This window comes from Mesorhizobium sp. M0802 (genome assembly GCF_040320115.1).
Classification (GTDB): Bacteria; Pseudomonadota; Alphaproteobacteria; order Rhizobiales; family Rhizobiaceae; genus Mesorhizobium.
This window is the reverse complement of the sequence record NZ_JAMYOY010000008.1, coordinates 165,575-186,404: the sequence shown is the minus strand read 5'-3', so window position 1 is coordinate 186,404 and position 20,830 is coordinate 165,575. Positions and strand designations below refer to the sequence as shown.

Genomic DNA, 20,830 nt, shown 5'->3' with positions numbered 1-20,830 from the left:
TGTCTTAAGCATCGAATTTATCCGAAAATCGCTGCACACTTTTCGATCCGATGCTAATGAGCCCGGAAAATCCCCAGGAAAACCGCGATGATCGATACCAAAACCCTCACCCAGCTCGGCGCCCACGTCGAGACGCCACAGAGCCCGGAGACCGCGGTCCTGGAGACCGTGCCGTTCCAGCGCGGCGACGGACCGCCGGCGATCGTGCGCTTCACCTGCCCGGAATTCACCTCGCTCTGCCCGGTCACCGGACAGCCGGATTTCGCTCATATCGTCATCGACTACGCACCCGATGCCACGCTCGTGGAATCGAAGTCGCTCAAACTGTTCATGACCTCGTTTCGCAACCATGGCGCTTTCCATGAAGACTGCACGGTGATGATCGGCCGCCGCATTGTGGCGGCAACGAAGCCGCTGTGGTTGCGCATAGGCGGCTATTGGTATCCGCGCGGCGGCATTCCGATCGATGTCTTCTGGCAGACCGGCGCTCCGCCCGAAGGCGCCTGGTTGCCCGACACCGGGGTTGCCCCCTATCGCGGAAGGGGCTGAAGCTATTTTGCGGAACTTTAGCGGGACAGCGCCCCCCTCTGTCCTGCCGGACATCTCCCGCACACGGGGGAGATTGGCCGCCACATAGGCTTTAGCTAATCTCAAATGATGCGGAGCGGGCGAGACGCTGGAACTGCTGATCTCCCCCCGTATGGGGGAGATGTCCGGCAGGACAGAGGGGGACGCGAAGCATCGCAGGCGCTGACCCTCAATCAACATTATTCGCACTGATACTGGCTGAGCGCCCATTCACCGGTCACCGAAAGCAGGTCGGATATCTTCCAGTCGCCGTCGACTTTCCTGAATTTCCATTCAAGGCGATGCGGGTTGCCGGCGACGACGAAGGCGACAATGACCTTGGCCTGGTCGCCATTGATCGCTTCGAGTGTCTTCAGGCTGTTGTCGATCTCGGTCTTGTCATAGTCGGCATTGTCGAGCGCCATGTTGGGGTCGAGACATTCTCCCTGCCCGGATTTGCGCAACGCGTCGCTCTTGTCGAGAACGGTTTTTGCCGGGTCGATGAAGTGGCTGCGCTGCGCCGGATCGATCTCCAGTCCCACCTGATCGTAAAATGGCCGCACCACCGCCGTCGGGGATCCCGGCAGAATGGGTGCGGCCGGTGGGGCGTCGGCCGGCGGCCACCCAACCGGCGGTGTCGACGGTTCCACCGCTGTCCCGGGTGGATTTGCGGGCGGTGCTGCGCCGGCCGGTGCCGTCACGGCCGGCGCATTGGCTGGCGGCGGGCCCAACAGGCCTTGTGCTGCGGCTGCGCTCATACCCACCGACAGCACGCACATGGGCGACAGCGCCAAGGCAAGACGGCGGAGCACGGGATCACTCCGGCGCTTTGTCGGGCATGCATTCCAGCGCGCTTAGCGTCCAGTTGCTGGTCTTGGAGGTGATGTCGGCGACCTTCCATTTGCCGTCGATTTCCTTCAGCGACCACAGCATTTCGCGTTTGGAATCATCGCCTTCCGCAAAAAGGCTGAAGGTGGCGGTGACTTCGGCCGTATCGCCATTGACGGTCTCGGCCAGCTTCAATGTCTTGGCAATCGACTTCTGGTCGAAATCCTGGGCGTCGAGGCCGGGATCGAAGTCGAGGCAGGCGACTTCGTCGGGCTTGTTCTTCGTTGCCTGGTCGTTGAGATCGAACAGCTTGGTCACCGGCTCGGTGAAGCGGTCGCGGTACTTTGCATCTCCCTCGAATTTCACCTCGGGCACATAAAAGAACTTCACGGCGTTGGAAGCCGGCCCGGCCAGCACCGTCGCTGGCAAGGCAATCGAAAAGACAGCGGCAAGCACTATCGGTTTCATGCAGGATCTCCGGAAGTTTGGCGGCAAGGCGGCAATACCAGACATCCTGCATATCGGCTTTTTTGCGGCTCATGAAGCCCCGGCTGCACCGTCTCAGCCATCCAGCCAGACGTTCTGCAGGTCCATCTCGAAGGTCTGGTGGACGCCGTAGTTTTTCACCTTCTTGTTCATGTGGCTGTAGAGCTTCTGCCAGAAGGGTTGAATGATGACGCCGGAATCCTGCAGGATCTGCTCGACATCCTTCATCACCTCACGCCGCTTCTCCACGTCGATCAGCGACAGCGCCTGCTTCAGCTTGGCGTCGAAGTCCGGGTTGGAATAGGCCGACTCATTCCAGGCTTCGCCGGTGCGATAGCCAAGCGCCAGCACCTGGACGCCAAGCGGCCGCATGTACCAGATGGTCATCGAATAGGGATACTTCGTCCAGTCGTTCCAGAAGGTCGAGCCCGGCAGCACCGTGCGCTTCACCTTGATGCCGGCGTCGCGCAGCTGGCCCGCAATCGCGTCGCCGGTGTTCTTCTGCCAATCGTCCTCGACGGTGATCAGCTCGTGCTCGAAATCGGCCTGCCCTGCGTCCGCCATCAGCTTCTTGGCGCCGGCCGCGTCGCGCGTCTTCTTGGGCAGCGCGAAATATTCAGGATGGATAGGGCTGACATGGTGGTTTTCACCGACCGTCCCTCGCCCGGCATAGCCGAGTTCCAGCACCGCATTGTTGTCGACCGCCATCTGCAGCGCGTTGCGCACCCGCTGGTCGTCATAGGGCTTGTGGGTAACGTTCGTGCGGGCAACCAGCGTGGTTGCCGTCGCAACCTCGGACTTCTCCAGCCCCATCTTATCCAGGATGCCGATGAAGTCGGCCGGAGTCTCGAAATTGAGGTCTATCTCGCCGGATTCGAAGGCGTTGATCGAAGCGTTGAAGTCGGTGCCGTAGTCGATGAACTCGACGCTGTCGAGCGGCGCTTCACCACCCCACCACTTGCCGTTTTCACGACGCTTGACCACCGCCTTCTGGCCGACATCGTAGGAGACCAGTTCGAACGGGCCCGTGCCGATCGGCTTCTTGACCGGGTCGGCGCCTTCGGCGTCGAAATTGCGGTGGACGACGAGCGCGGGATAATCGGTGAGGTTCGGGATCAGCGAAATGTCGGGCGCGCTGAGCGTCAGCTTGACCGTGTTGTCGTCGACCTTGGCGATCGCGCCTTCCCTAGCCTTGCCCGACTTTTCGTCGATCAGCCCGCCGACGCGAGCGGCCATGGAGTTGCCGGCGACCTTCTTCTCGCACCAGCGGGTAACATTGAAGACCACGTCATCGGCGTTGAAAGCATCGCCATTGTTCCAGGTGATGCCCTTGCGCACATGCAACGTGTATTCCGTGGCGTCGTCATTGATGTCCCAGCTTTCGAGCAGCACTGGCTCGAAGGTGAATTCCCTGGTGTAGCGGACCAGCGGCTCCAGCCAGCAGCGCGAGATGTTGGCGAGTTCCACCCAGTCATAGGTGCGCGGATCTTTTTGGGCCTTGACCGACATCGATATGTGCAGCGTGCCGCCCTTCTTCGGCTCCTCGGCAAAAGCCTGTCCCGGCGCGGCAAGGCCGATCATGCCGTAGGCCAGCGCCGTCGATGCGCCGAACGCACTTGCCAATGCTAGAAACTCGCGCCGGTCCATGCGGCCAGCACGCGTCTCTTGCGCCAGCGCCTCGATGGCCGTTGGCACGCGATCGCCATTGCTTTTGAAAAGTGTCATGTCTTTCTCCCTTGCGGTTCCCATCGGGTCTTCGCCCGTTATCAACTCATTCGTCGTTCTCTTAGCTAACGCTGTCGGGCAGCCTCTCCTCGCGCTGCGCGATAAAGTCCCTGAGGCCCTCGGCAATGCCCTCATCGAGTTTCGGCTCTTCATAGTCGGCCAGCATGTTGCGGGCTTTCTCGCGGCCGCGCGTGTCGTGGTCCTTCGCCCCTCCGGCCTTCCATTGTTCGTAGGAGTTGAAATCCATGATGGTGGGCATGAAGAATGCCGACTCGTAGTGATCGAGCGTGTGCTGGGTGCCGAGGAAATGGCCCTGCGGCCCGACTTCGCGGATCGCCGCCATGGCCTCCTTGAAGTCGTCGAACGACAGGCCGCCGGCATATTTGTACCAGCCGACAAGCTGCTCGCAGTCGGTGGCGAATTTCGAATAGCCGCAGGTGAGCCCGGCCTCGAGCCAGCCGGCGGAGTGCCAGATGTAATTGGCGCCGGCGAGGATGGCGGCATGCATCAGCATGTTGGATTCATAGCCGGCCTGGGCGTCGTTGAGCTTGGAGCCGACATGGAAGCCGGAGGTTCGCCAGGGCAGTTTGTATTTCCGCGCCAACGCGCCCATCAGATACATCATCTGCGCAGCCTCCGGCGTGCCGCCCATCGGCGCGCCGGTCTTCATGTCAACCGTCACCATGAACTGGCCGTAGATCTGGGGCGAACCCGGGCGCAGCAGTTGGGTGAAAGCGACCCCGGCCAATGCTTCGGCATTGACCTGCGCCACCGCGCCGACGGCCGAGGCCGAAGTCGATGCGCCGCACAGCGCAAAGGGAGCCAGGATCAGCGGCTGATTGCTGCGCGCATAGACCTTCATCGCGTCCAGCATGGTGGCGTCCCACACCAGCGGCGAGTTGCAGTTGGTAATCGACACCAGCACCGGGTTGTCGCGAACGAAATCTTCGCCAAAGACGATGCCCGCCATCGCCATCGTGTCTTCGGCGCGGTCTTTGGAAGTAACGATGCCCATGAACGGCTTGTCGGAATGCTTCAGCGCCGAATGGATGATGTGGAGATGCCGTTTCGGCACCGCGATCTCCATCGGCTCGCAGATGATCGAACTCGACGAATGCAGCGCCGGGGCCATGTAGGCGAGCTTGTGAAAATTGTTGAGGTCTTCAAGCGTGCCATAACGCCGGTTGTTGTCGAGGTCGCGCACGTAAGGCGCGCCATACATCGGCGCGAAGATGGAGTTCTTGCCGCCGACGCGCACGGTGCGCTCGGGATTGCGCGCATTGAGAGTGAACTCGGATGGAACCTTCGCGACCAGTTCCATCAGGAGGCCGCGGTCGATGCGGACGCGTGTCTCGGACACGTCGGCGCCCGCCGCCTTCCACATGGCGATCGCCTCGTCGTCGCGGAACTCGCAACCGACCTCTTCGAGGATAGCGAGTGACTCCTGGTGGATCAGTTCCACCGCCTCGTCCGGGACCATCTGGTAGGTGGGGATCTCGCGGACCAGCGTCGGGAACGAGGCGACGGGGGCGCTCCTCAGCGCCTTGCGTCCGAGGCGACCGCCGCCGCGGCGGTGGGTTTGCTCGGTCAGTTCAGCGGCCGGTGCGTTCATGGAGCCTCCTCATTCCGTCCAACCAAGTTAGCGAGAGGAAATATGGATGTGATGCTGGAAAATCCTGATCTCTTGTATAAGCTCAACTTATGCGAAGCCTGCGCCACCTCCTGCCCTCGGCCGGCAGCCTGATCGTCTTCGAGGCGGCGGGCCGGCTGTCGAGCTTCACTGCCGCCGGGCGCGAGCTCGGCATGACGCAGGCCGCCGTCTCCTATGCGGTGCGCGGGTTGGAGGAACAGCTTGGCGCGCAGTTGTTCCAGCGCCGCCACCGCCAGGTCGTCCTGACAGAAGCGGGCGAACGCTTCCATGCTGACGTCTCGCTCGGCCTGTCGCATATCCGCAAATCGGCGGAGGATCTGCGCCTGCAGGCGACCGGCGGTCATGTCACGCTGGCGGCGTCGACCGCCTTCGGCTCGTTCTGGATGATGCCGCGGCTGCAGCAGTTCCGCGACGAACTGCCGGGCATCGACTTGCGCATCCAGACCGCCGACCGCGATCTCGACATCATCGCCGAGGGCATCCCGCTCGCAGTTCGCGGCGGCGAACCGCGCGACTGGGCCGATTATCACTCGCTGCCGCTGGCCGACGAGGAGATTTTTCCGGTGGTTGGCGCCAGCTATCTCGCGAAATTCGGCATGCCAAGGAGCGTCGCGGAGCTGGCGACGCATCGCCTGATCCACCTCGAGGAGCCCTACCGCGAGGCGGCTAGCTGGGACGAATGGTTCCAGTCTGCGGGCGGCAGGCTCGACAACACCGCGCGCGGCCTGCGCATCAACGATTACGGCCTCGTGATCCAGGGCGTCATGGAGGGCCAGGGCATCGCGCTCGGCTGGCGGCATCTGGCCGAACGGCTCCTGGCGTCGGGGCTGCTGGTGCCGGTGACCGACCATGTGCTGAGAACCGGCAAGGCGTTCTATGTGGTTTGGCCGAAGAACCGGGAGTTGAGCGAGAATGCGCGGAAAGTCAGGGACTGGCTGGCGGCGCAGGCTTGAAATCGGTTGCAGCGTAGTCACTATCGCGGAGTTCCTTCACACCCCCCTCTGTCCTGCCGGACATCTCCCCCGCAAGGGGGGAGATTGGTCATATGTCGCGTCACCCTTCAAGCATTGGAGATTGGCGAAAGCCGTCGTGACATCTGATCTCCCTCCTTGCGGGGGAGATGGCCGGCAGGCCAGAGGGGGGTGCTGTCCCGCTGGCGTCTCCAATGTCCGGCATTCATTGAAGCCTTCCGCACACCCTTCGAATCCGCCTATAATACCCCCATGCCCATTCGCCAGCTTTCCGAAACGATGATCAACCAGATCGCCGCCGGCGAAGTCATCGAGCGTCCGGCGAGCGTGGTGAAGGAACTGGTCGAAAACGCGCTCGACGCCGGCGCCTCCCGCGTCGAGGTCGTCACTGCCGGCGGCGGGCTGAACCTGATCCGCGTCACCGATGACGGCTCCGGTATCCCCGAACAGGAACTGGCGCTGGCCATTGCGCGCCACTGCACCTCGAAACTTGCCGACAACATTCATGATATCCGCTCGCTCGGCTTCCGTGGCGAGGCGCTGCCGTCGATCGGTTCGGTGGCGCGGCTGTCGATCCGTTCGCGCACGACCGCAGGCGACGCTGCAGCCGAGATCGCCATCGAAGGCGGCCGCGTTTCGGCGGTCAAACCGGCGGCGGCCAATCGCGGCACAACGGTCGAGGTGCGCGACCTGTTCTTTGCCACGCCGGCGCGGCTCAAGTTCATGAAGGGCGAGCGGGCCGAAAGCTCGGCAACCAGCGACGTGGTCAAGCGCATCGCCATCGCCTTCCCCGCCGTGCGCTTCACGCTGGCCGGCTCGGACCGCTCGACGCTGGAATTGCCGGCGACCGATGACAGTACCGAGGGCAGCCTGCGCCGCGTCGCCCAGGTGATGGGCGCCGAGTTTCCCGACAATTCCATCGCTATCGACGCCAGCCGGGACGGCGTGCACCTGACCGGCCACGTCTCGATCCCGTCCTTCACCCGCGCCAACGCGCTGCAGCAATATGCCTATGTCAACGGCCGTCCGGTGCGCGACAAGCTGATTGCCGGCGCCATTCGCGGCGCTTTCGCCGATGTGCTGCCGCGCGACCGGCACGCGGTGACCGTGCTGTTCCTGACGCTCGATCCGGCGACCGTCGACGTCAACGTCCACCCGGCCAAGGCCGATGTGCGCTTTCGCGACCCCGGCCTGGTGCGCGGGCTGATCGTCGGCGCCATCCGCGAGGCTCTGGCCAATGCCGGCATCCGCGCCGCCACCAGCGGTGCCGCCGGGATGATGGCGGCGTTCCGGCCGGGAGCCGCCTCATACGCCCATGCGGGTCCTGCCAACGGTCATCGCAGTTATGACGCGGCCTACCGGGCCTCGGGCTTTTCGGGCTTTGACCGCTCGCCACAGCGGCCGCTGGATATGGGATTTGACGGCGCCGGCTTCCGCGAAAACGACCAGGCTGCATTCGACGCCGGTCCGCTCGCCAGCGCCGATGCGCGTGCCGGCTCAGCCGAGCCGGCCGAGACGCTGCTCGGCACCGCGCTGGGCGCCGCCCGCGCGCAGGTCCACGAGAACTACATCGTCGCCCAGACGAGGGATTCGCTTGTCATCGTCGACCAGCACGCGGCGCATGAGCGGCTGGTCTACGAGGCGTTGAAGAATGCCCTGCACTCGCGCGCGGTGCCCTCGCAGATGCTGCTCTTGCCGGAGATCGTCGACCTGCCGGAGGAGGACGCCGAGCGGCTGGCCGTGCATTCCGAAACGCTGGCCCGGTTCGGCCTCGGCATTGAGCGTTTCGGTCCCGGCGCGGTGGCGGTGCGCGAGACGCCGTCCATGCTCGGCGAAACCAATGTCCAGCAATTGGTGCGCGACCTTGCCGATGAGATCGCCGACAACGATACCGTCGAGACGCTGAAAGAGCGGCTGGATAAGATCGCCGCCACCATGGCCTGCCATGGCTCGGTGCGCTCCGGCCGGCTGCTCAAGGCCGAGGAGATGAACGCACTGCTGCGACAGATGGAGGCGACTCCCGGCTCCGGCACCTGCAACCACGGCCGCCCGACCTATATCGAACTCAAGCTCGCCGACATAGAGCGGCTGTTTGGGCGGCGGTGAGCACAAGCCAGGTCAGGCCACACGCTCAATTCACCAACAGGCGATAATCCTTGGACCTATGAGAGAAAACGTAATCCCTTGAGTAACCGGCGCTACCGCCGCGAAAATTCACGGAGATTATCTCGAAGCTTCTCCCAACCTGTTTTTGAACATTCATGTAGATGGGAGTCATCAGCATGCCGGCATCGCAATCGTCGTCATCGAAAGCGATTGCCTGAACGACCTTCTTTTTCTTCTTGTCGATGACCCGCAGCTTATTCATGCAGACGAGAAAGCCCGCTTTCTCGTAGACCCCGGCAAATCTGTGGGTTGCTGTCTGCGCCCAGAAGGGAATCTCGACGGTGCCGTCAACCTTCGCCTCACCGGTATCGTCGAGGTTTGCGACCTTCTTCAGCGTGATCGGGAACTTGTCCGAGCCCTTGCTCCAAGTCCCTGTTGCGCCGCTTTCGCCAAGGTCGAGAGAAAACGGACATCCGGTGGTGCCAACGGGCGTTTTCGATCCCATGACCAGCACCCGGTCGAACTCCCTGTCGTCCGCAATCTCGCAAAGGAAGACGCTGGTGCCACTGATCTTGCCGTACACCGCTATCGGGCTTTGCTTCGCGTCGTGGAAATAGCTCCCCTCGACCGTAATCCCGCTGCCGAAACTGTCATATCTCTGCAGCGATAGGTGGACGGGGTTAGGTCCGATGGAGCCTTCGTAGTTTTCGACCTGATACCAGCCCGCGGCGGCTTTCCCGGTCAGCAGCAAAACGCAAAAAAATTGCAGCTTATTCATGCAGACGAGAAAGCCCGCTTTCTCGTAGACCCCGGCAAATCTGTGGGTTGCTGTCTGCGCCCAGAAGGGAATCTCGACGGTGCCGTCAACCTTCGCCTCACCGGTATCGTCGAGGTTTGCGACCTTCTTCAGCGTGATCGGGAACTTGTCCGAGCCCTTGCTCCAAGTCCCTGTTGCGCCGCTTTCGCCAAGGTCGAGAGAAAACGGACATCCGGTGGTGCCAACGGGCGTTTTCGATCCCATGACCAGCACCCGGTCGAACTCCCTGTCGTCCGCAATCTCGCAAAGGAAGACGCTGGTGCCACTGATCTTGCCGTACACCGCTATCGGGCTTTGCTTCGCGTCGTGGAAATAGCTCCCCTCGACCGTAATCCCGCTGCCGAAACTGTCATATCTCTGCAGCGATAGGTGGACGGGGTTAGGTCCGATGGAGCCTTCGTAGTTTTCGACCTGATACCAGCCCGCGGCGGCTTTCCCGGTCAGCAGCAAAACGCAAAAAAATTGCCGATATGAACAGTCTTCCCATTCCGTCCCCCAGTGAAGGCAGCGTACCATAGCTGTCCTTCCTCTGGGTGTCTGCATTCTGATGGAAGCGGTTCTCGGTTTGAGTCCGAAAACAGCTCAAATCATTTGTTTTAACGCTTTAAATTCACCACGATCACGCCGCCCAGCGCCAGGGCGCCGCCGAGGATACCAAGTAGCGTCGGCACTTCGCCCAGCCAGAAGAAGCCGATCAAGGCCGACATGGGCGAGACCAGATAGAGGAAGTTCGACGCGCGCGCTGCCGGGAGGCGCGACAGTGCGGTTGCCCATGCGGCATAGGCGATCAGGCTGGGCACGATGCCAAGAAAGATCACGGCGCCGAGACCGGCCGTGTTGGCGGCCGCGGCCTGCGCAAAGCCGCTTGGCAGAAAGGGTGCCAGGCAAAGCGCGCCAAGGATCATGTTGGAGGCCGAAATGGTCAGCGGGTGATGGCGGGCAAAGAGCGGCTTCTGGACGATCGTGTTGATGGCCGAGCACAGCGCGGAGCCAAGAACCAGCAGCGCGCCGGTGTCGAAACTCAAGCCATTGCCGTCGGCCACGGCGATGATGCCGATGCCGGCGAAAGAAATCGCCGTGCCGAACCAGGCCCAGCTTGAGAAACGCTCGCCCAGCAATGCCATTGCCATGATGGCGGTGAAGATCGGGCTGACATTGATGATGAAACCGGCGGCACCCGCCGACACGGTCAGTTCGCCGAAATTGAGCATGACAGTGTAGAGCGCGACGAAGATGGCGCCGCCAAAGACCAGGCGCCACACTTCGTCGAGCCTCGGCAGCGCCGGGCGCTTGACGGCAAGAAAGATCGCCGCCGGCACCGCGGCAATGGCAAAGCGCAGCGCACCGAGTTCCAGCGGCCCGAAAGCGGCGAGGCCGGCACGGATCGCCGGAAAGGCCGAGGCCCAGCCGACCACCGTCAACGCCACGGCGATGGCCGCCGTGGTGTCCATCCGCTGTGTCGGATTCGACGTGCTGGTCGTTGCGCTCATCTGCCTGTCCTCGGGTTCCCAGAGTGTTGAAAGGCAGAAAGCGCCTTTTCGGCGCCGTTGACAAACGATCAAATCGAGGATCACCTGTGACTATGGATCACAGCTCAGACACAATGGTGCCGCTCGAGACCCTGCGCGCCTTCGATGCGGCGGCGCGAACGGGGAGCTTTTCGGCCGCGGCCGAGAAGCTCAACATCACCCACGGCGCCGTCAGCCGGCAGATCGCCAAGCTGGAGGACTGGCTGGGCTTGAAAGTGTTCGACCGCGGCGCGCGCGGCGTCTCGCTGACCATCGAGGGCAACCGCCTGCATCTGCGCACGGCGGAAGCCTTTGCGCTGATCTCCAGCCATTCCGACCGCTGGGTCGAGCCGCGCGGCACCGCCGTGGTGCGGCTGACCTCGATACCCTCCGTCAGCGGGCTGTGGCTGATGCCACGCATGGCGGCGCTGGAGAACAATCCCACCAAGCTGCGCATCGTCCTCGACGTCGACATCCGCCAGGCCGACCTTGCCGATGAAGGCATCGACCTGTCGGTCCGCTGCGGCCGCGGCGGCATTCCGGGCCGCATCTCGGTGAAGCTGTTCGAGGAACATGTCTTTCCCGTCGCCGCGCCCGGCCTTGCCCACGAGATCGGTCGCGGCGACCCGGCCCGGCTGCTCAAATTTCCGCTGATCAACGATTCCGACGCTTCGGGGTGGCGTGCCTGGTTTGCCGCGCAAGGGATGGACTACCGCCCGCGCCCGCAGGATCGCCGCTTCGAGGACTATAATCTGGTGCTCGACGCTGCCGCCTATGGGCTCGGCATCGCGCTGGCGCGGCCGCCATTGACCCGACATCAGCTGGAGTCGGGCCGCATCGTCGCCGTTGACGAGCGCACGGCGCTGAACCCGGTGTCGTACTGGCTCGACCGGCCGCTCGGGCGGCCACGCACGGCTGCCGCCGAACTTTCACGCCGGATCGCTGTCGAGGCGGGGCTGGCGATGGACAAGATGGAAGCATTCCTCGAAGCCGAGCGATAGCGGCGATCGTTCGGTGCTCAGCGAAGCACCAGCAGGGCTAGCCCGACAATGGCGACGGCCAGAAACCCGGTTGCCAGCGCCATCAGACCGACACGCGTCTGCTTTCGGCCTTGCGGCTGGGCCGCATCATTCGGCCCAGACGTCGCCTGCTCCCGCTTCATTGGCATATCGGTGGTGGCAGCGCGGCGCTGCGGCGAAACCACGGGTGCGAGAAGCGCAAACCAGGGCAGTCCTGCGGGCTTTGCGGCAGCGCCATCTTCGGCCTTGGCCGGCGGCAGCGGCAGACCGCGCTGTGCATCGTCGTTCGCTGGCGTCGCCTTGCCTATCGCAGCCGCTATTGGCCCGGAAACGTCGGGCGGCGCGTCACCAGGTTCGGCAAGGGCCAGATAGGCCTGGAGGATCTCGGCAGAACCCGTCTGCTGCCCCTTTGCGGTTGCCGCGAACAACAGCGCCTGCAGCGCCGGCGCCGCTGCCGGCTGCAAAGGCGCGCCGGACGGCGTCGGCGGCTGCACCAGCGCCTTTATAAGTGCTGCTTTCGCCGGATCGGCCTTCGCCGACGGCAACGCTGCCAACATCATGGCCTCACGCAGCAGCGCGGTCAGGCGGGCGGGTGAAATGTCCATGCCGGTCCCATAAGAATGGTTTGGAGCGACAATAGCGCCTCAGCATTGCGTCAAGCTTGACCTTGCCGGCAATTTATGGCGATGAAATCAGCATGAACCTTGGCACCACCCCATGATGAACCGCTTCGAAGGCCCCGGCGGCAAGGAAGCCCGTATCCGCTATCTCGACGGCGACTTCCAGGTCACCAGCCCCGGCGCCTTCGTGCGCTGCGCGGTGACCGGCGAGAGCATTCCGCTGGACGAGCTCAAATATTGGAGCGTCGCCAGGCAGGAGCCCTATGTCAGCGCCGCCGCCTCGCTGCGCCGCGAGATCGAGATGCATCCGGACCTGCGCAGCCGGGGCTAGATCGGCACACCGGAAAGCAAGGCCCACCGTCGATCTGATTTTCCTGGAACGCCTGCAGGACTATGGCTTTGAGGATGCCGGCGCGTTTTCGACCGAAAAGTCGAATTTATGAACAAGCCGATCTCCGACAAGCACTTTGATGGAATACGGCCCGATCGGATCACCCTCGGCCATGCACCAGCCATGCGAGATCCATCCGTCCTGCGGTTTGTAGAACATGGTGGTCTCGGAGACCCTTCGATCGCCCGATAGCTTGCTCAAGCTGTATTCGTTTCCGTCGATACCACCCCACTGCCTGGGCTCCGCGGGAAGCGCGAACACCTCGGTGACCGATACCAGTCTGTCGCCTTGCGCCAGACGTACGCGCCATTCAAAGCAGGCGCTATCGGGGATAAGCGGTACAATGTTTGAGGGCCGAACGTGGGTAGCACCGTCCGCTTCGGTGACCGAGACCAGAAATTCGCTGTCGGTCGCGGTGGGTGCCTGCGCCGAAGATGGGTTCGCCATCGCCACAAGAACAAAGCCCACAAAGAGTGCCCGCAACCTAACCATTCCACCCCCGCGCTGAAGCCGGTCTGACTTATAATAGTGATAAGCGGCGAGAAATATCCTGTGTCAACGCGGGAGCGCCCTACCCTCGCAGCTTGCGCTGTCTCCAGGCATCCAGCGTCTCGTCGATGATGCGCTCCGGCACGGTGTCGAGTTCGAACGTGGCGTCGATCTCCAGCACGGCGAGTTCAGCGAGGAAATCGGCCGGGGCAGCGCCATGGCGCAGCCGGGCGGTGTCCTTGGCGGTGGTGACAAGGCCCAGTCCATCGCGGCGCGCGGTTGCCGCCAGTTCCGCGAGTTCATCAGGGGCATAGAAGTGATGATCCGGAAATGACCGGCTCAGCGCCACCTCAGCGCCTGTGCCGCGCAGCGTGTCGAAGAATTTTTCGGGGTGGCCGATGCCGGCAAAGGCGAGGAACCGCCGGCCGGCGAACCGCTCCTTGGCCGCGGGCTCGGCATGCGCCTCGAAGATCGGCCGGCCGGCGCGCGCCGCCTGGCGCACGACCTGGTCGGCGGCAGCGCCCTCGCCCATCTTCAACAGCCCATCGGTGAACACCAGTTGGTCGACGATGTTGGCTCTCAGCGGTCCACCCGGAATGACGCGGCCGTTGCCGATGCCGTAGCGGGCGTCGACGACGACCAGCGCATAATCGATATGGATGCGTGCGCTCTGAAAACCGTCATCCATGATCAGGAAATCGCAGCCATGGGCTTCCATGAGCAGCTTGGCGCCGGCAGCGCGGTTGGGGCTCACCGCAACCGGCGCGTGCTCGGCCAAAAGCAGCGGCTCGTCGCCGACATGCTTTGCAGCGTCGTGACTGGCATCGACGACATGCGGCTGCGCGAACGAGCCGCCATGGCCGCGCGACAGGAATCCGGGATTGAGCTGCATGCGCCGGGCCTGCTTGGCCAGCGCGATGGCGACCGGCGTCTTGCCGCTGCCGCCGACGGTGAGGTTGCCGACGCAAAGCACTGGCGCGTCGATCTTTTCACGTATCGCCCGATGCATATGGCGGCCGGCGACCATGCCATAGACCGCTGATAGCGGCGACAGCGCAAAGACCCGCCAGTCCGGCGCTTCCCACCAGAAAGGTGGTGCTTCCGACGCCACCTATCGCCCGTCGGCGCCCTTCAGGCGCGACTTGACGATCAATGGCTGGATATAAGGCTCGAGCGACTTCAGCGTGTGCGCCAGCGCACCGCGCATCTGGTCGACTGTGGCGGCACCGGCCGCCATCATCTCATGGCGCGCAACTTCATTGCTCAGCAGGAAATTGACGGCGCCGGCCAGCATGTCGCGGTCGCGCACCAGCTTGGCGCCGCCACTGTCGAGCAGGCGCTGATAGGCCTCGCGAAAATTCTGGACGTTGCGGCCGGCCAGCACAGCGGTGTCGAGCATGGCCGGCTCCAGCGGATTCTGGCCGCCTTCCGAGGTCAGCGAGCGGCCGACAAAGGCGATTTCCGTCAGCCGGAGATAAAGCCCCATCTCGCCGATCGTATCGCCGAGCAGGATATCGGTGTCGGCGGTGATCCGGTCCCCCTTGCTGCGCCGCGCCAGCTTCAGGCCCATGCCGGAAATCTGTGCTGCCAGCGCTTCGGCGCGGTCTGGATGGCGCGGGACGATGATCGTCAGCAGGCCATGGTGGCGCTTGTAGAGCGTGGCGTGGACTTCCGCCGCGACCACCTCCTCGCCGTCATGGGTCGAAATTGCCGCCCAGGTCGGGCGGCCGGCGATCTGGCGCTTCAGCGTCGCCAGCGCCCGTTCGTCGACGGGGGGCGGCAAGGTGTCGACCTTGAGGTTGCCGGACACGGTGACCGGCCGGGCGCCAAGCGCGCGAAACCGTTCGCCGTCGACATCCGACTGGGCAACGACGTGTGCGAGGTTCTCGAACAGCGCCTCGGCGATGTTGGCGCGCTTCTTCCAGGATTTGAACGAACGGTCGGACAGCCGGCCGTTGACCAGCACCTGCGGCACGTGTCGGGCGCCGAGCTCGAGGATGGTCATCGGCCATATCTCGGATTCGGCGATGATAGCCAGGTCCGGCCGCCAGTGATCGAGAAAGCGGCTGACGGCCGGCTTCAGGTCGAGCGGAACATATTGGTGGATGATGCGGTCGCCCAGCCGTTCGTCGGCAACCTGCGCCGAGGTCACTGTTCCCGTCGTCAGCACGATGTTGACACCGTAGTCGAGGATGCTTTGCACCAGCGGCACGACCGCAAGGGTCTCGCCGACGCTTGCCGCATGGATCCAGATCACCGGCCCTTCGGGGCGCGGCCGCCCGGCAACGCCGTAGCGCTCACGGCTGCGGCTGCGGTCTTCCTTGCCCTGCGATGTGCGCCAGGCGACATAGGGACCCATCAGCGGATAGGCGGCTGCACCGGCAAGGCGGTAGGCCGCCAGGAAGGCGCGCGCGCAGCCGACGCTCATGGCCTGCCGTCCACGAGCCGATAGGCCTCGGCGGTTGCGGCATTGAGCGCGGCCGTGACTTCCTGGCGCTTGCGCTCCATTTCGGCCTCGTCGGCATTGGCCGGCACGAAAACCGGCGTTCCGATGACGATCGAGGAGCGGCCGAACGGCAGGTTGATGGTGGTCTTGTCCCAGCTTCTTTCCAGCACCTTGCGGCGGCTGGTGGCGATGGCGGCAGGCATGATCGGCCGGCCGGAAAGGCGTGCCAGCAGAACGATACCAAGCCCCGCGTCGCGCGGCGTGCCGTGGGGAATGTCGGCGATCATGGCGACGTTCTTGCCGGCGACGAGTGACTTTTTCAGGGCGATGAGCGCCTTGGCGCCGCCCTTGTCGAGATGCTTCGTGCTTTCACGCCCGCCGGAGCCGCGCACCGCCTCGATGCCGAATTTTTCGATCATCAGCGCGTTGAGTTCGGCGTCGGCGCTGCGCGAGACCATGGCGACCAGCGGCCGTCCCTTGGGATAATAGGCTGGGGTCAGCAGATGCTGGCCATGCCAGAGCGCGATGATGCCGGGTTCGAATTCGGCGTAGTCGCCGCCTGAAAATTTAGCCGAGCCTTCGACCACCCGGTTGGTCAGGCGCACCAGGCGGACGAACTGGGCGAGCAGGCTGACGATCATGCTCTTGACGATTCGCGACTGCGCCAACGGCTCGCGGATCTTGCGCCAGAATGTCTTCGAACTGCCGCCGCGTCTTCTTCGGACCGCGGCGCCGGTGGGCTGCCCTTTCACCGCTTCATGCTCCATCGCTGTCAACCGGCGGCCTTGCTTTCAGGGTCGAGCAGCCGGTGCAGATGGACGACGAAATAGCGCATATGGGCATTGTCCACGCTGGCTTGCGCCTTGGCCTTCCACGCGGTGTGCGCGGTTTGATAGTCCGGATAAACGCCAACGATGTCGAGCGCGTCGAGATCGCGGAACTCGGTGCCTCCCAGCTTCTTCAGCTCGCCGCCGAACACCAGGTGCAAAAGCTGTTTCTTTCCGTCTTCCGCGGCCATTTCGGTCCTTCACATATTGTGAGTTTGCGACAGGTCTAGCCCAAAGCTGCCGACTTTGGAACCTTCGATCACGCTTCCGTATCGGCAATGACGCCGGCAAGCACGGTCAGCAACTGCCCGCTGCCGGCGACCAGCGCGCCGTGACGGATGATCTCCCCGGCATAAAGCGGCGCGCGGCCATGGCCGTCGAGCACGGCGCCGCCAGCCTCGCGCAAGATGAGATCGGCGGCGGCGATATCCCAGTCATGCGCGTTGGGCTTGACGAAGGTGGCGTCGAGCGTGCCGTTGGCGACCATCGCCAGCCGGTAGGCGAGCGAGGGAATGTGCGCCGCCCGCCGCACCCGGCCCTGCCATTGCGGCGGCATCAGGTCGATCAACTGCTTCAGCCCGCCGATCTCGACCGTCTCGCCCAACTGGCGCACGGCAATCGGCTTGCCGTTGCAGAAAGCTCCATGGCCAGGCAACGCCCAATAGGTTTCGCCCTTGGCCGGACATTCGAGCACACCGGTGAGCGTGCGGCCGTTCTCGACCACGGCGACGCTGACGCACCAGGAGCGCAGACCTTCGAGGAAGCCGCGGGTGCCGTCTATGGGGTCGACGACAAAGGTGCGCCGCGCCAGAAGCCGCGCCGGATCGTCAGTCGTTTCCTCTGATAGCCAGCCATAGTCCGGCCGCGCCGCAAGCAGGGTCTCGCGCAAATAGGCGTCCGCCGCGTGGTCGGCTTCGCTGACCGGCGAGGTGCCGCCTTTCATCCACACTTGCGGGTTCTTGCCGAAATAGCGCATGGCGATCGCGCCCGCCTCGCGGGCGGCGTCGCGCAGCAGATCGAGGTCGTCCGAGGCCCCGGCCGATATGACCGGGTCACGCTCCGGCAAGGGTCATTCCTTCGATCAGCAGCGTCGGTGCGGCGGTGCCGAAATCGCGGTCAAGATCGCTCGCCGGCACCATGTTGAGGAACATCGTCTTCAAATTGGAGGCGATGGTCACCTCGGCCACCGGATAGGCAAGCTCACCATTGTCGATCCAGAAGCCGGATGCGCCACGGCTGTATTCGCCGGTCACCATGTCGACGCCCTGGCCGAACACTTCGGTGACATAAAAGCCGGATTTCAGCGACCTGATCAGGTCTTCCGGCGTCCTGTCGCCCGGCTCGATGGCGAGATTGGTCGAAGACGGCGATACCGACGAGCCGCTGCGCGCGCCGCGTCCGTTGGTGGTCAGCCCCAATTCCCGCGCGGCGGACGTCGACAGGAACCAGTGCTTCAGCACGCCGTTCTCGACCATCAACAGCTTTTCGCCCTCGACGCCTTCGCCGTCGAACGGGCGCGAGGCCTGGCCGCGACGCCGTAGCGGCTCGTCGGTGACGGTGATGGCAGCCGACGCAACCTGCTTGCCCATCATCTCGCGCAAAAAACTCGTCTTGCGCGCCACCGAAGCGCCGTTGATGGCGCCGGCGAGATGACCGGCAATGCCGCGCGCGACGCGCGGATCGAACACCACGTTGACCGGACCGGTCGCCGCCTTGCGGGCGCCGAGGCGGCGCACGGCGCGCTCGCCGGCCTTGCGGCCGATCAATTCCGGTGCGTCCAGATCGGAAAAATGCTGGTTCGAAGAGTATTCGTAGTCGCGCTCCATGCCGGTGCCTTCGCCCGCAATCACGCTGGCCGAACGCGAAAAGCGCGACGCGACATAGTGGCCGACGAAGCCGTTCGACGTGGCAAGCACCAGCCCGCCGAGGCCTGCGCTGGCGCCGCTGCCGGCCGAATTGGTGACGCCCTTGACTGCAAGGGCCGCTTCCTCGGCGGCCAGGGCCGCTTCCTTCAACTGATCGGCCGAAACCTCGGTGGCGTCGAACAGATCGAGGTCGCGCACCTTGCCGACCAGCAAAGCCGGATCGGCGAGACCCTGATAGGGGTCCTCGGGCGAGACTTTGGCCATGGCCACGGCGCGCTCGGCCAATGCCTTGGGGTCCGATGCCGCCGTCGCCGAGACGCTCGCCACCCGGTTGCCGACGAAGACGCGCAGCGAGACATCGTCGCCCTCGGACGCCTCAGTGTTCTCGACCTTGCCCAGCCGCACCGACACGCCGATCGAGCGGCCGCGCACGGCAACCGCGTCGGCGGCGTCGGCGCCGGCCCGCTTGGCAGCCTCGACCAGTGCCGCGACGCGGTCGGTCAATTTCGCTGCCTCTGGTGTATCGGTCATGCGCATGGTCCTGGCTGAAGCCGCGCCGGGCGGTAGCGGCTGTTGCACCATCTATTGTCCCAATGCGGCTTGTGCAATGGCGCACGGGCAATTGTCCCGCTGCGGCATAGCGCCCAAGCGGCCCGCAAAGCCCATCCGCGGCGGCCGCCACAGACGCGCGGCTTGACCGGTTTGTGAGTTTAACCGAGGCCGATTTCCGTCAAGGAGTGGCGACCGGCGTCCAGATCACGTCATCGATCCTCGTCGCGCCCGTTGCCAGCATCACCAGCCGATCGAAGCCAAGCGCCGAGCCGCTGGCTTGCGGCATGATGGCGAGGGCGGCGAGAAAATCCTCATCCAGCGGATAGCGCTCGCCATAGACGCGCTCCTTCTCGTCCATCTCGGCGGCAAAGCGCCGGCGCTGCTCGGCCGGATCGGTCAGTTCGCCGAAAGCATTGGCGAGCTCGACGCCGCAGCAATAGAGCTCGAAGCGCTCGGCCACGCGCTGGTCCTCCGCGCTCGGCCGGGCCAAGGCGGCCTCGGAGATCGGATAGCCATAGAGGATTGTGGCCCGCCCCTGCCCCAGCATCGGTTCGACCTTTTCCACCATCACGCGGCTGAACAAATCGGCCCAGTTGTCATCGTCGGCCGTGCGCAGGCCGGCCTTGACCAGAGCATCATGGAGTGCGGCGCGGTCTGTGCCGCCATCGGCAGAAACGGTGGCAAGAAGATCGATGCCGGCGTAACGCGCAAAAGCTTCCGCCACGCTCACGCGTTCCGGTTCGGCGAACGGATCGGCCTCGCGGCCGCGAAAGCGGAAGGTTTTGGCGCCGGCCCGCTCGGCTGCCAGCTTCAGCAGTTCGGCGCAATCGGCCATCAGGCTGTCATAGGTTTCGCCGACCCGATACCATTCCAGCATGGTGAATTCGGGATGGTGCAAGGGGCCGCGCTCGCGGTTGCGCCAGACGGCGCCCAGGCTGAAGATGCGCCGCTCACCGGCGGCCAGCAGCTTCTTGCAGGCGAACTCCGGCGAGGTGTGGAGATAAAGCGGCCGGCGCGCGCCGTCGGCGCCGATCGCCTCGGTGGCGAAGGCTGAGAGATGCGCCTCGTTGCCGGGCGAAATCTGCAATGCCGCCGTCTCGACCTCGATGAAGTCGCGCTCGCCAAACCAGCCGCGCATGGCGGCAGCTATGGCGTTGCGGGCCATCAGCCGCGGCCGGCGGTCGGCGTGAACATCCGGCGTCCACCAGGGCGAAGCGCCAGTCATGGGTTTGCCGGGCAACGGAATTGCTGACAGGGCTGGCGGTTCGGGCCAAGATGCGCTACGGCGACGGCTCTCGCAGCCGATTTGCGCCGAACGATCGTTTCAGGCCAACGAAGTCTAGGATTGAAAACCGTGGTGAAGGTCATCGCCAGTTCGCTCCGTAAAGGCAATGTCGTCGACAAGGACGGCAAGCTTTACGTGATCCTCTTTGCCGAAAACATCCACCCTGGCAAGGGTACGCCGGTCACCCAGCTCGACATGCGCCGCATCTCCGACGGGGTGAAGGTTTCGGAGCGCTACCGCACCACCGAGCAGGTCGAGCGCGCCTATGTCGAGGAGCGCGAGCACACCTTCCTCTACGCCGACGCCGAGGGGTATCACTTCATGAACCCGGAAAGCTACGATCAGGTCGCGGTGCCGGAAAGCGTGGTCGGCGACATGGCGCCCTACCTGCTCGAAGGCATGGCGGTGCAGATTTCGCAGTTCAACGGCATCGCCATAGCCCTGGTGCTGCCGCAGCGCGCTACTTTCGAAGTGGTCGAGACGGAGCCGACGACCAAAGGCCAGACGGCGTCCTCGTCATACAAGCCGGCCGTGCTTTCCAACGGCGTGCGCACGCTGGTGCCGCCGCACATCGCGCCGGGCACCCGCGTGGTGGTGATGACGGCCGATGGCGCTTATGTGGAGCGGGCGAAGGACTGACGCGCGAGCGCCTCCGTCCTGGTTGATCCGTTGCATTG

At 64.1% G+C, this 20,830-nt stretch carries 21 protein-coding genes; 6 read left to right on the top strand and 15 right to left on the bottom strand.

Annotation, left to right across the window (positions count from 1 at the left end):
* Positions 1-87: 87 nt before the first annotated feature.
* Positions 88-549: a preQ(1) synthase gene (gene queF / locus NKI10_RS14265; RefSeq protein ID WP_023682931.1), complete on the top strand. Its 462-nt coding sequence runs from the start codon at positions 88-90 to the stop codon at positions 547-549.
* Between the two features lie 218 nt (positions 550-767).
* Here the strand turns inward: queF and NKI10_RS14260 are convergent, their stop codons facing one another.
* From NKI10_RS14260 to NKI10_RS14245, 4 genes are all read right to left on the bottom strand, one after another.
* Complete coding sequence (locus NKI10_RS14260) at positions 768-1,379, bottom strand: hypothetical protein (RefSeq protein WP_352860547.1); 612 nt, start codon at positions 1,377-1,379, stop codon at positions 768-770.
* A gap of 4 nt (positions 1,380-1,383) precedes the next feature.
* Complete coding sequence (locus NKI10_RS14255) at positions 1,384-1,863, bottom strand: DUF3828 domain-containing protein (RefSeq protein WP_352652154.1); 480 nt, start codon at positions 1,861-1,863, stop codon at positions 1,384-1,386.
* Between the two features lie 93 nt (positions 1,864-1,956).
* Complete coding sequence (locus NKI10_RS14250; RefSeq protein WP_352860546.1) at positions 1,957-3,606, bottom strand: ABC transporter substrate-binding protein; 1,650 nt, start codon at positions 3,604-3,606, stop codon at positions 1,957-1,959.
* Between the two features lie 61 nt (positions 3,607-3,667).
* Positions 3,668-5,218 (bottom strand): trimethylamine methyltransferase family protein, encoded by a 1,551-nt coding sequence (locus tag NKI10_RS14245; protein WP_352860544.1) that lies wholly within the window; start codon positions 5,216-5,218, stop codon positions 3,668-3,670.
* A gap of 89 nt (positions 5,219-5,307) precedes the next feature.
* Here NKI10_RS14245 and NKI10_RS14240 point away from each other — a divergent pair, with 89 nt between their 5' ends.
* Positions 5,308-6,210, top strand: a complete 903-nt coding sequence (locus NKI10_RS14240; protein ID WP_352860542.1) for a LysR substrate-binding domain-containing protein — start codon at positions 5,308-5,310, stop codon at positions 6,208-6,210.
* 270 nt (positions 6,211-6,480) lie between these two features.
* Complete coding sequence (gene mutL / locus NKI10_RS14235) at positions 6,481-8,334, top strand: DNA mismatch repair endonuclease MutL (RefSeq protein WP_352860540.1); 1,854 nt, start codon at positions 6,481-6,483, stop codon at positions 8,332-8,334.
* A 25-nt stretch (positions 8,335-8,359) separates the two neighbouring features.
* Here mutL and NKI10_RS14230 read toward each other — a convergent pair whose 3' ends face one another.
* Both NKI10_RS14230 and NKI10_RS14225 read right to left on the bottom strand, forming a co-directional pair.
* Positions 8,360-9,667, bottom strand: coding sequence for a hypothetical protein (locus NKI10_RS14230; protein ID WP_352860538.1), 1,308 nt, complete (start codon positions 9,665-9,667; stop codon positions 8,360-8,362).
* Between the two features lie 80 nt (positions 9,668-9,747).
* On the bottom strand, positions 9,748-10,641 hold the full coding sequence (locus NKI10_RS14225; RefSeq protein ID WP_352860536.1) for a DMT family transporter: 894 nt from the start codon (positions 10,639-10,641) through the stop codon (positions 9,748-9,750).
* A 92-nt stretch (positions 10,642-10,733) separates the two neighbouring features.
* Between NKI10_RS14225 and NKI10_RS14220 the strand changes: the two genes are divergently transcribed.
* Complete coding sequence (locus NKI10_RS14220; RefSeq protein ID WP_352860534.1) at positions 10,734-11,660, top strand: LysR substrate-binding domain-containing protein; 927 nt, start codon at positions 10,734-10,736, stop codon at positions 11,658-11,660.
* 17 nt (positions 11,661-11,677) lie between these two features.
* On the opposite strand, the gene NKI10_RS14215 is transcribed toward NKI10_RS14220, so the two are convergent.
* On the bottom strand, positions 11,678-12,283 hold the full coding sequence (locus NKI10_RS14215) for a hypothetical protein (protein WP_352860532.1): 606 nt from the start codon (positions 12,281-12,283) through the stop codon (positions 11,678-11,680).
* A 112-nt stretch (positions 12,284-12,395) separates the two neighbouring features.
* On the opposite strand from NKI10_RS14215, the gene NKI10_RS14210 reads away from it, so the two are divergent.
* The gene (locus NKI10_RS14210; RefSeq protein ID WP_023694434.1) at positions 12,396-12,629 is read left to right on the top strand and encodes a DUF2093 domain-containing protein; all 234 of its coding nucleotides are present in this window, start codon (positions 12,396-12,398) and stop codon (positions 12,627-12,629) included.
* A gap of 60 nt (positions 12,630-12,689) precedes the next feature.
* On the opposite strand, the gene NKI10_RS14205 is transcribed toward NKI10_RS14210, so the two are convergent.
* The 8 genes from NKI10_RS14205 to epmA form a co-directional block, all read right to left on the bottom strand.
* Positions 12,690-13,172: a PM0630 family protein gene (locus NKI10_RS14205; protein ID WP_155922435.1), complete on the bottom strand. Its 483-nt coding sequence runs from the start codon at positions 13,170-13,172 to the stop codon at positions 12,690-12,692.
* A gap of 88 nt (positions 13,173-13,260) precedes the next feature.
* Complete coding sequence (lpxK, locus tag NKI10_RS14200) at positions 13,261-14,289, bottom strand: tetraacyldisaccharide 4'-kinase (protein ID WP_352860530.1); 1,029 nt, start codon at positions 14,287-14,289, stop codon at positions 13,261-13,263.
* Positions 14,290-15,606, bottom strand: a complete 1,317-nt coding sequence (gene waaA / locus NKI10_RS14195; RefSeq protein ID WP_352860528.1) for a lipid IV(A) 3-deoxy-D-manno-octulosonic acid transferase — start codon at positions 15,604-15,606, stop codon at positions 14,290-14,292.
* Positions 15,603-16,391 carry a lysophospholipid acyltransferase family protein gene (locus NKI10_RS14190; RefSeq protein ID WP_023682942.1) on the bottom strand — a complete coding sequence of 263 codons (789 nt, stop codon included), beginning with the start codon at positions 16,389-16,391 and terminating at the stop codon, positions 15,603-15,605. The genes waaA and NKI10_RS14190 overlap by 4 nt, the downstream gene beginning before the upstream one ends.
* Before the next feature lie 5 nt (positions 16,392-16,396).
* Positions 16,397-16,642: a DUF4170 domain-containing protein gene (locus NKI10_RS14185; protein WP_023682943.1), complete on the bottom strand. Its 246-nt coding sequence runs from the start codon at positions 16,640-16,642 to the stop codon at positions 16,397-16,399.
* A gap of 68 nt (positions 16,643-16,710) precedes the next feature.
* Complete coding sequence (locus tag NKI10_RS14180; RefSeq protein ID WP_352652149.1) at positions 16,711-17,517, bottom strand: 3'(2'),5'-bisphosphate nucleotidase CysQ; 807 nt, start codon at positions 17,515-17,517, stop codon at positions 16,711-16,713.
* A complete protein-coding gene (locus tag NKI10_RS14175) occupies positions 17,504-18,847 on the bottom strand; it encodes a TldD/PmbA family protein (protein ID WP_023816274.1) in 1,344 nt (447 codons plus the stop codon). The genes NKI10_RS14180 and NKI10_RS14175 overlap by 14 nt, the downstream gene beginning before the upstream one ends.
* 199 nt (positions 18,848-19,046) lie before the next feature.
* Positions 19,047-20,093, bottom strand: a complete 1,047-nt coding sequence (gene epmA / locus NKI10_RS14170) for an EF-P lysine aminoacylase EpmA (RefSeq protein ID WP_023700603.1) — start codon at positions 20,091-20,093, stop codon at positions 19,047-19,049.
* 129 nt (positions 20,094-20,222) lie between these two features.
* Here epmA and efp point away from each other — a divergent pair, with 129 nt between their 5' ends.
* Entirely contained in the window at positions 20,223-20,792 is a 570-nt protein-coding gene (gene efp, locus NKI10_RS14165; RefSeq protein ID WP_023682947.1) for an elongation factor P, read from the top strand.
* The last annotated feature ends 38 nt before the right edge of the window (positions 20,793-20,830 follow it).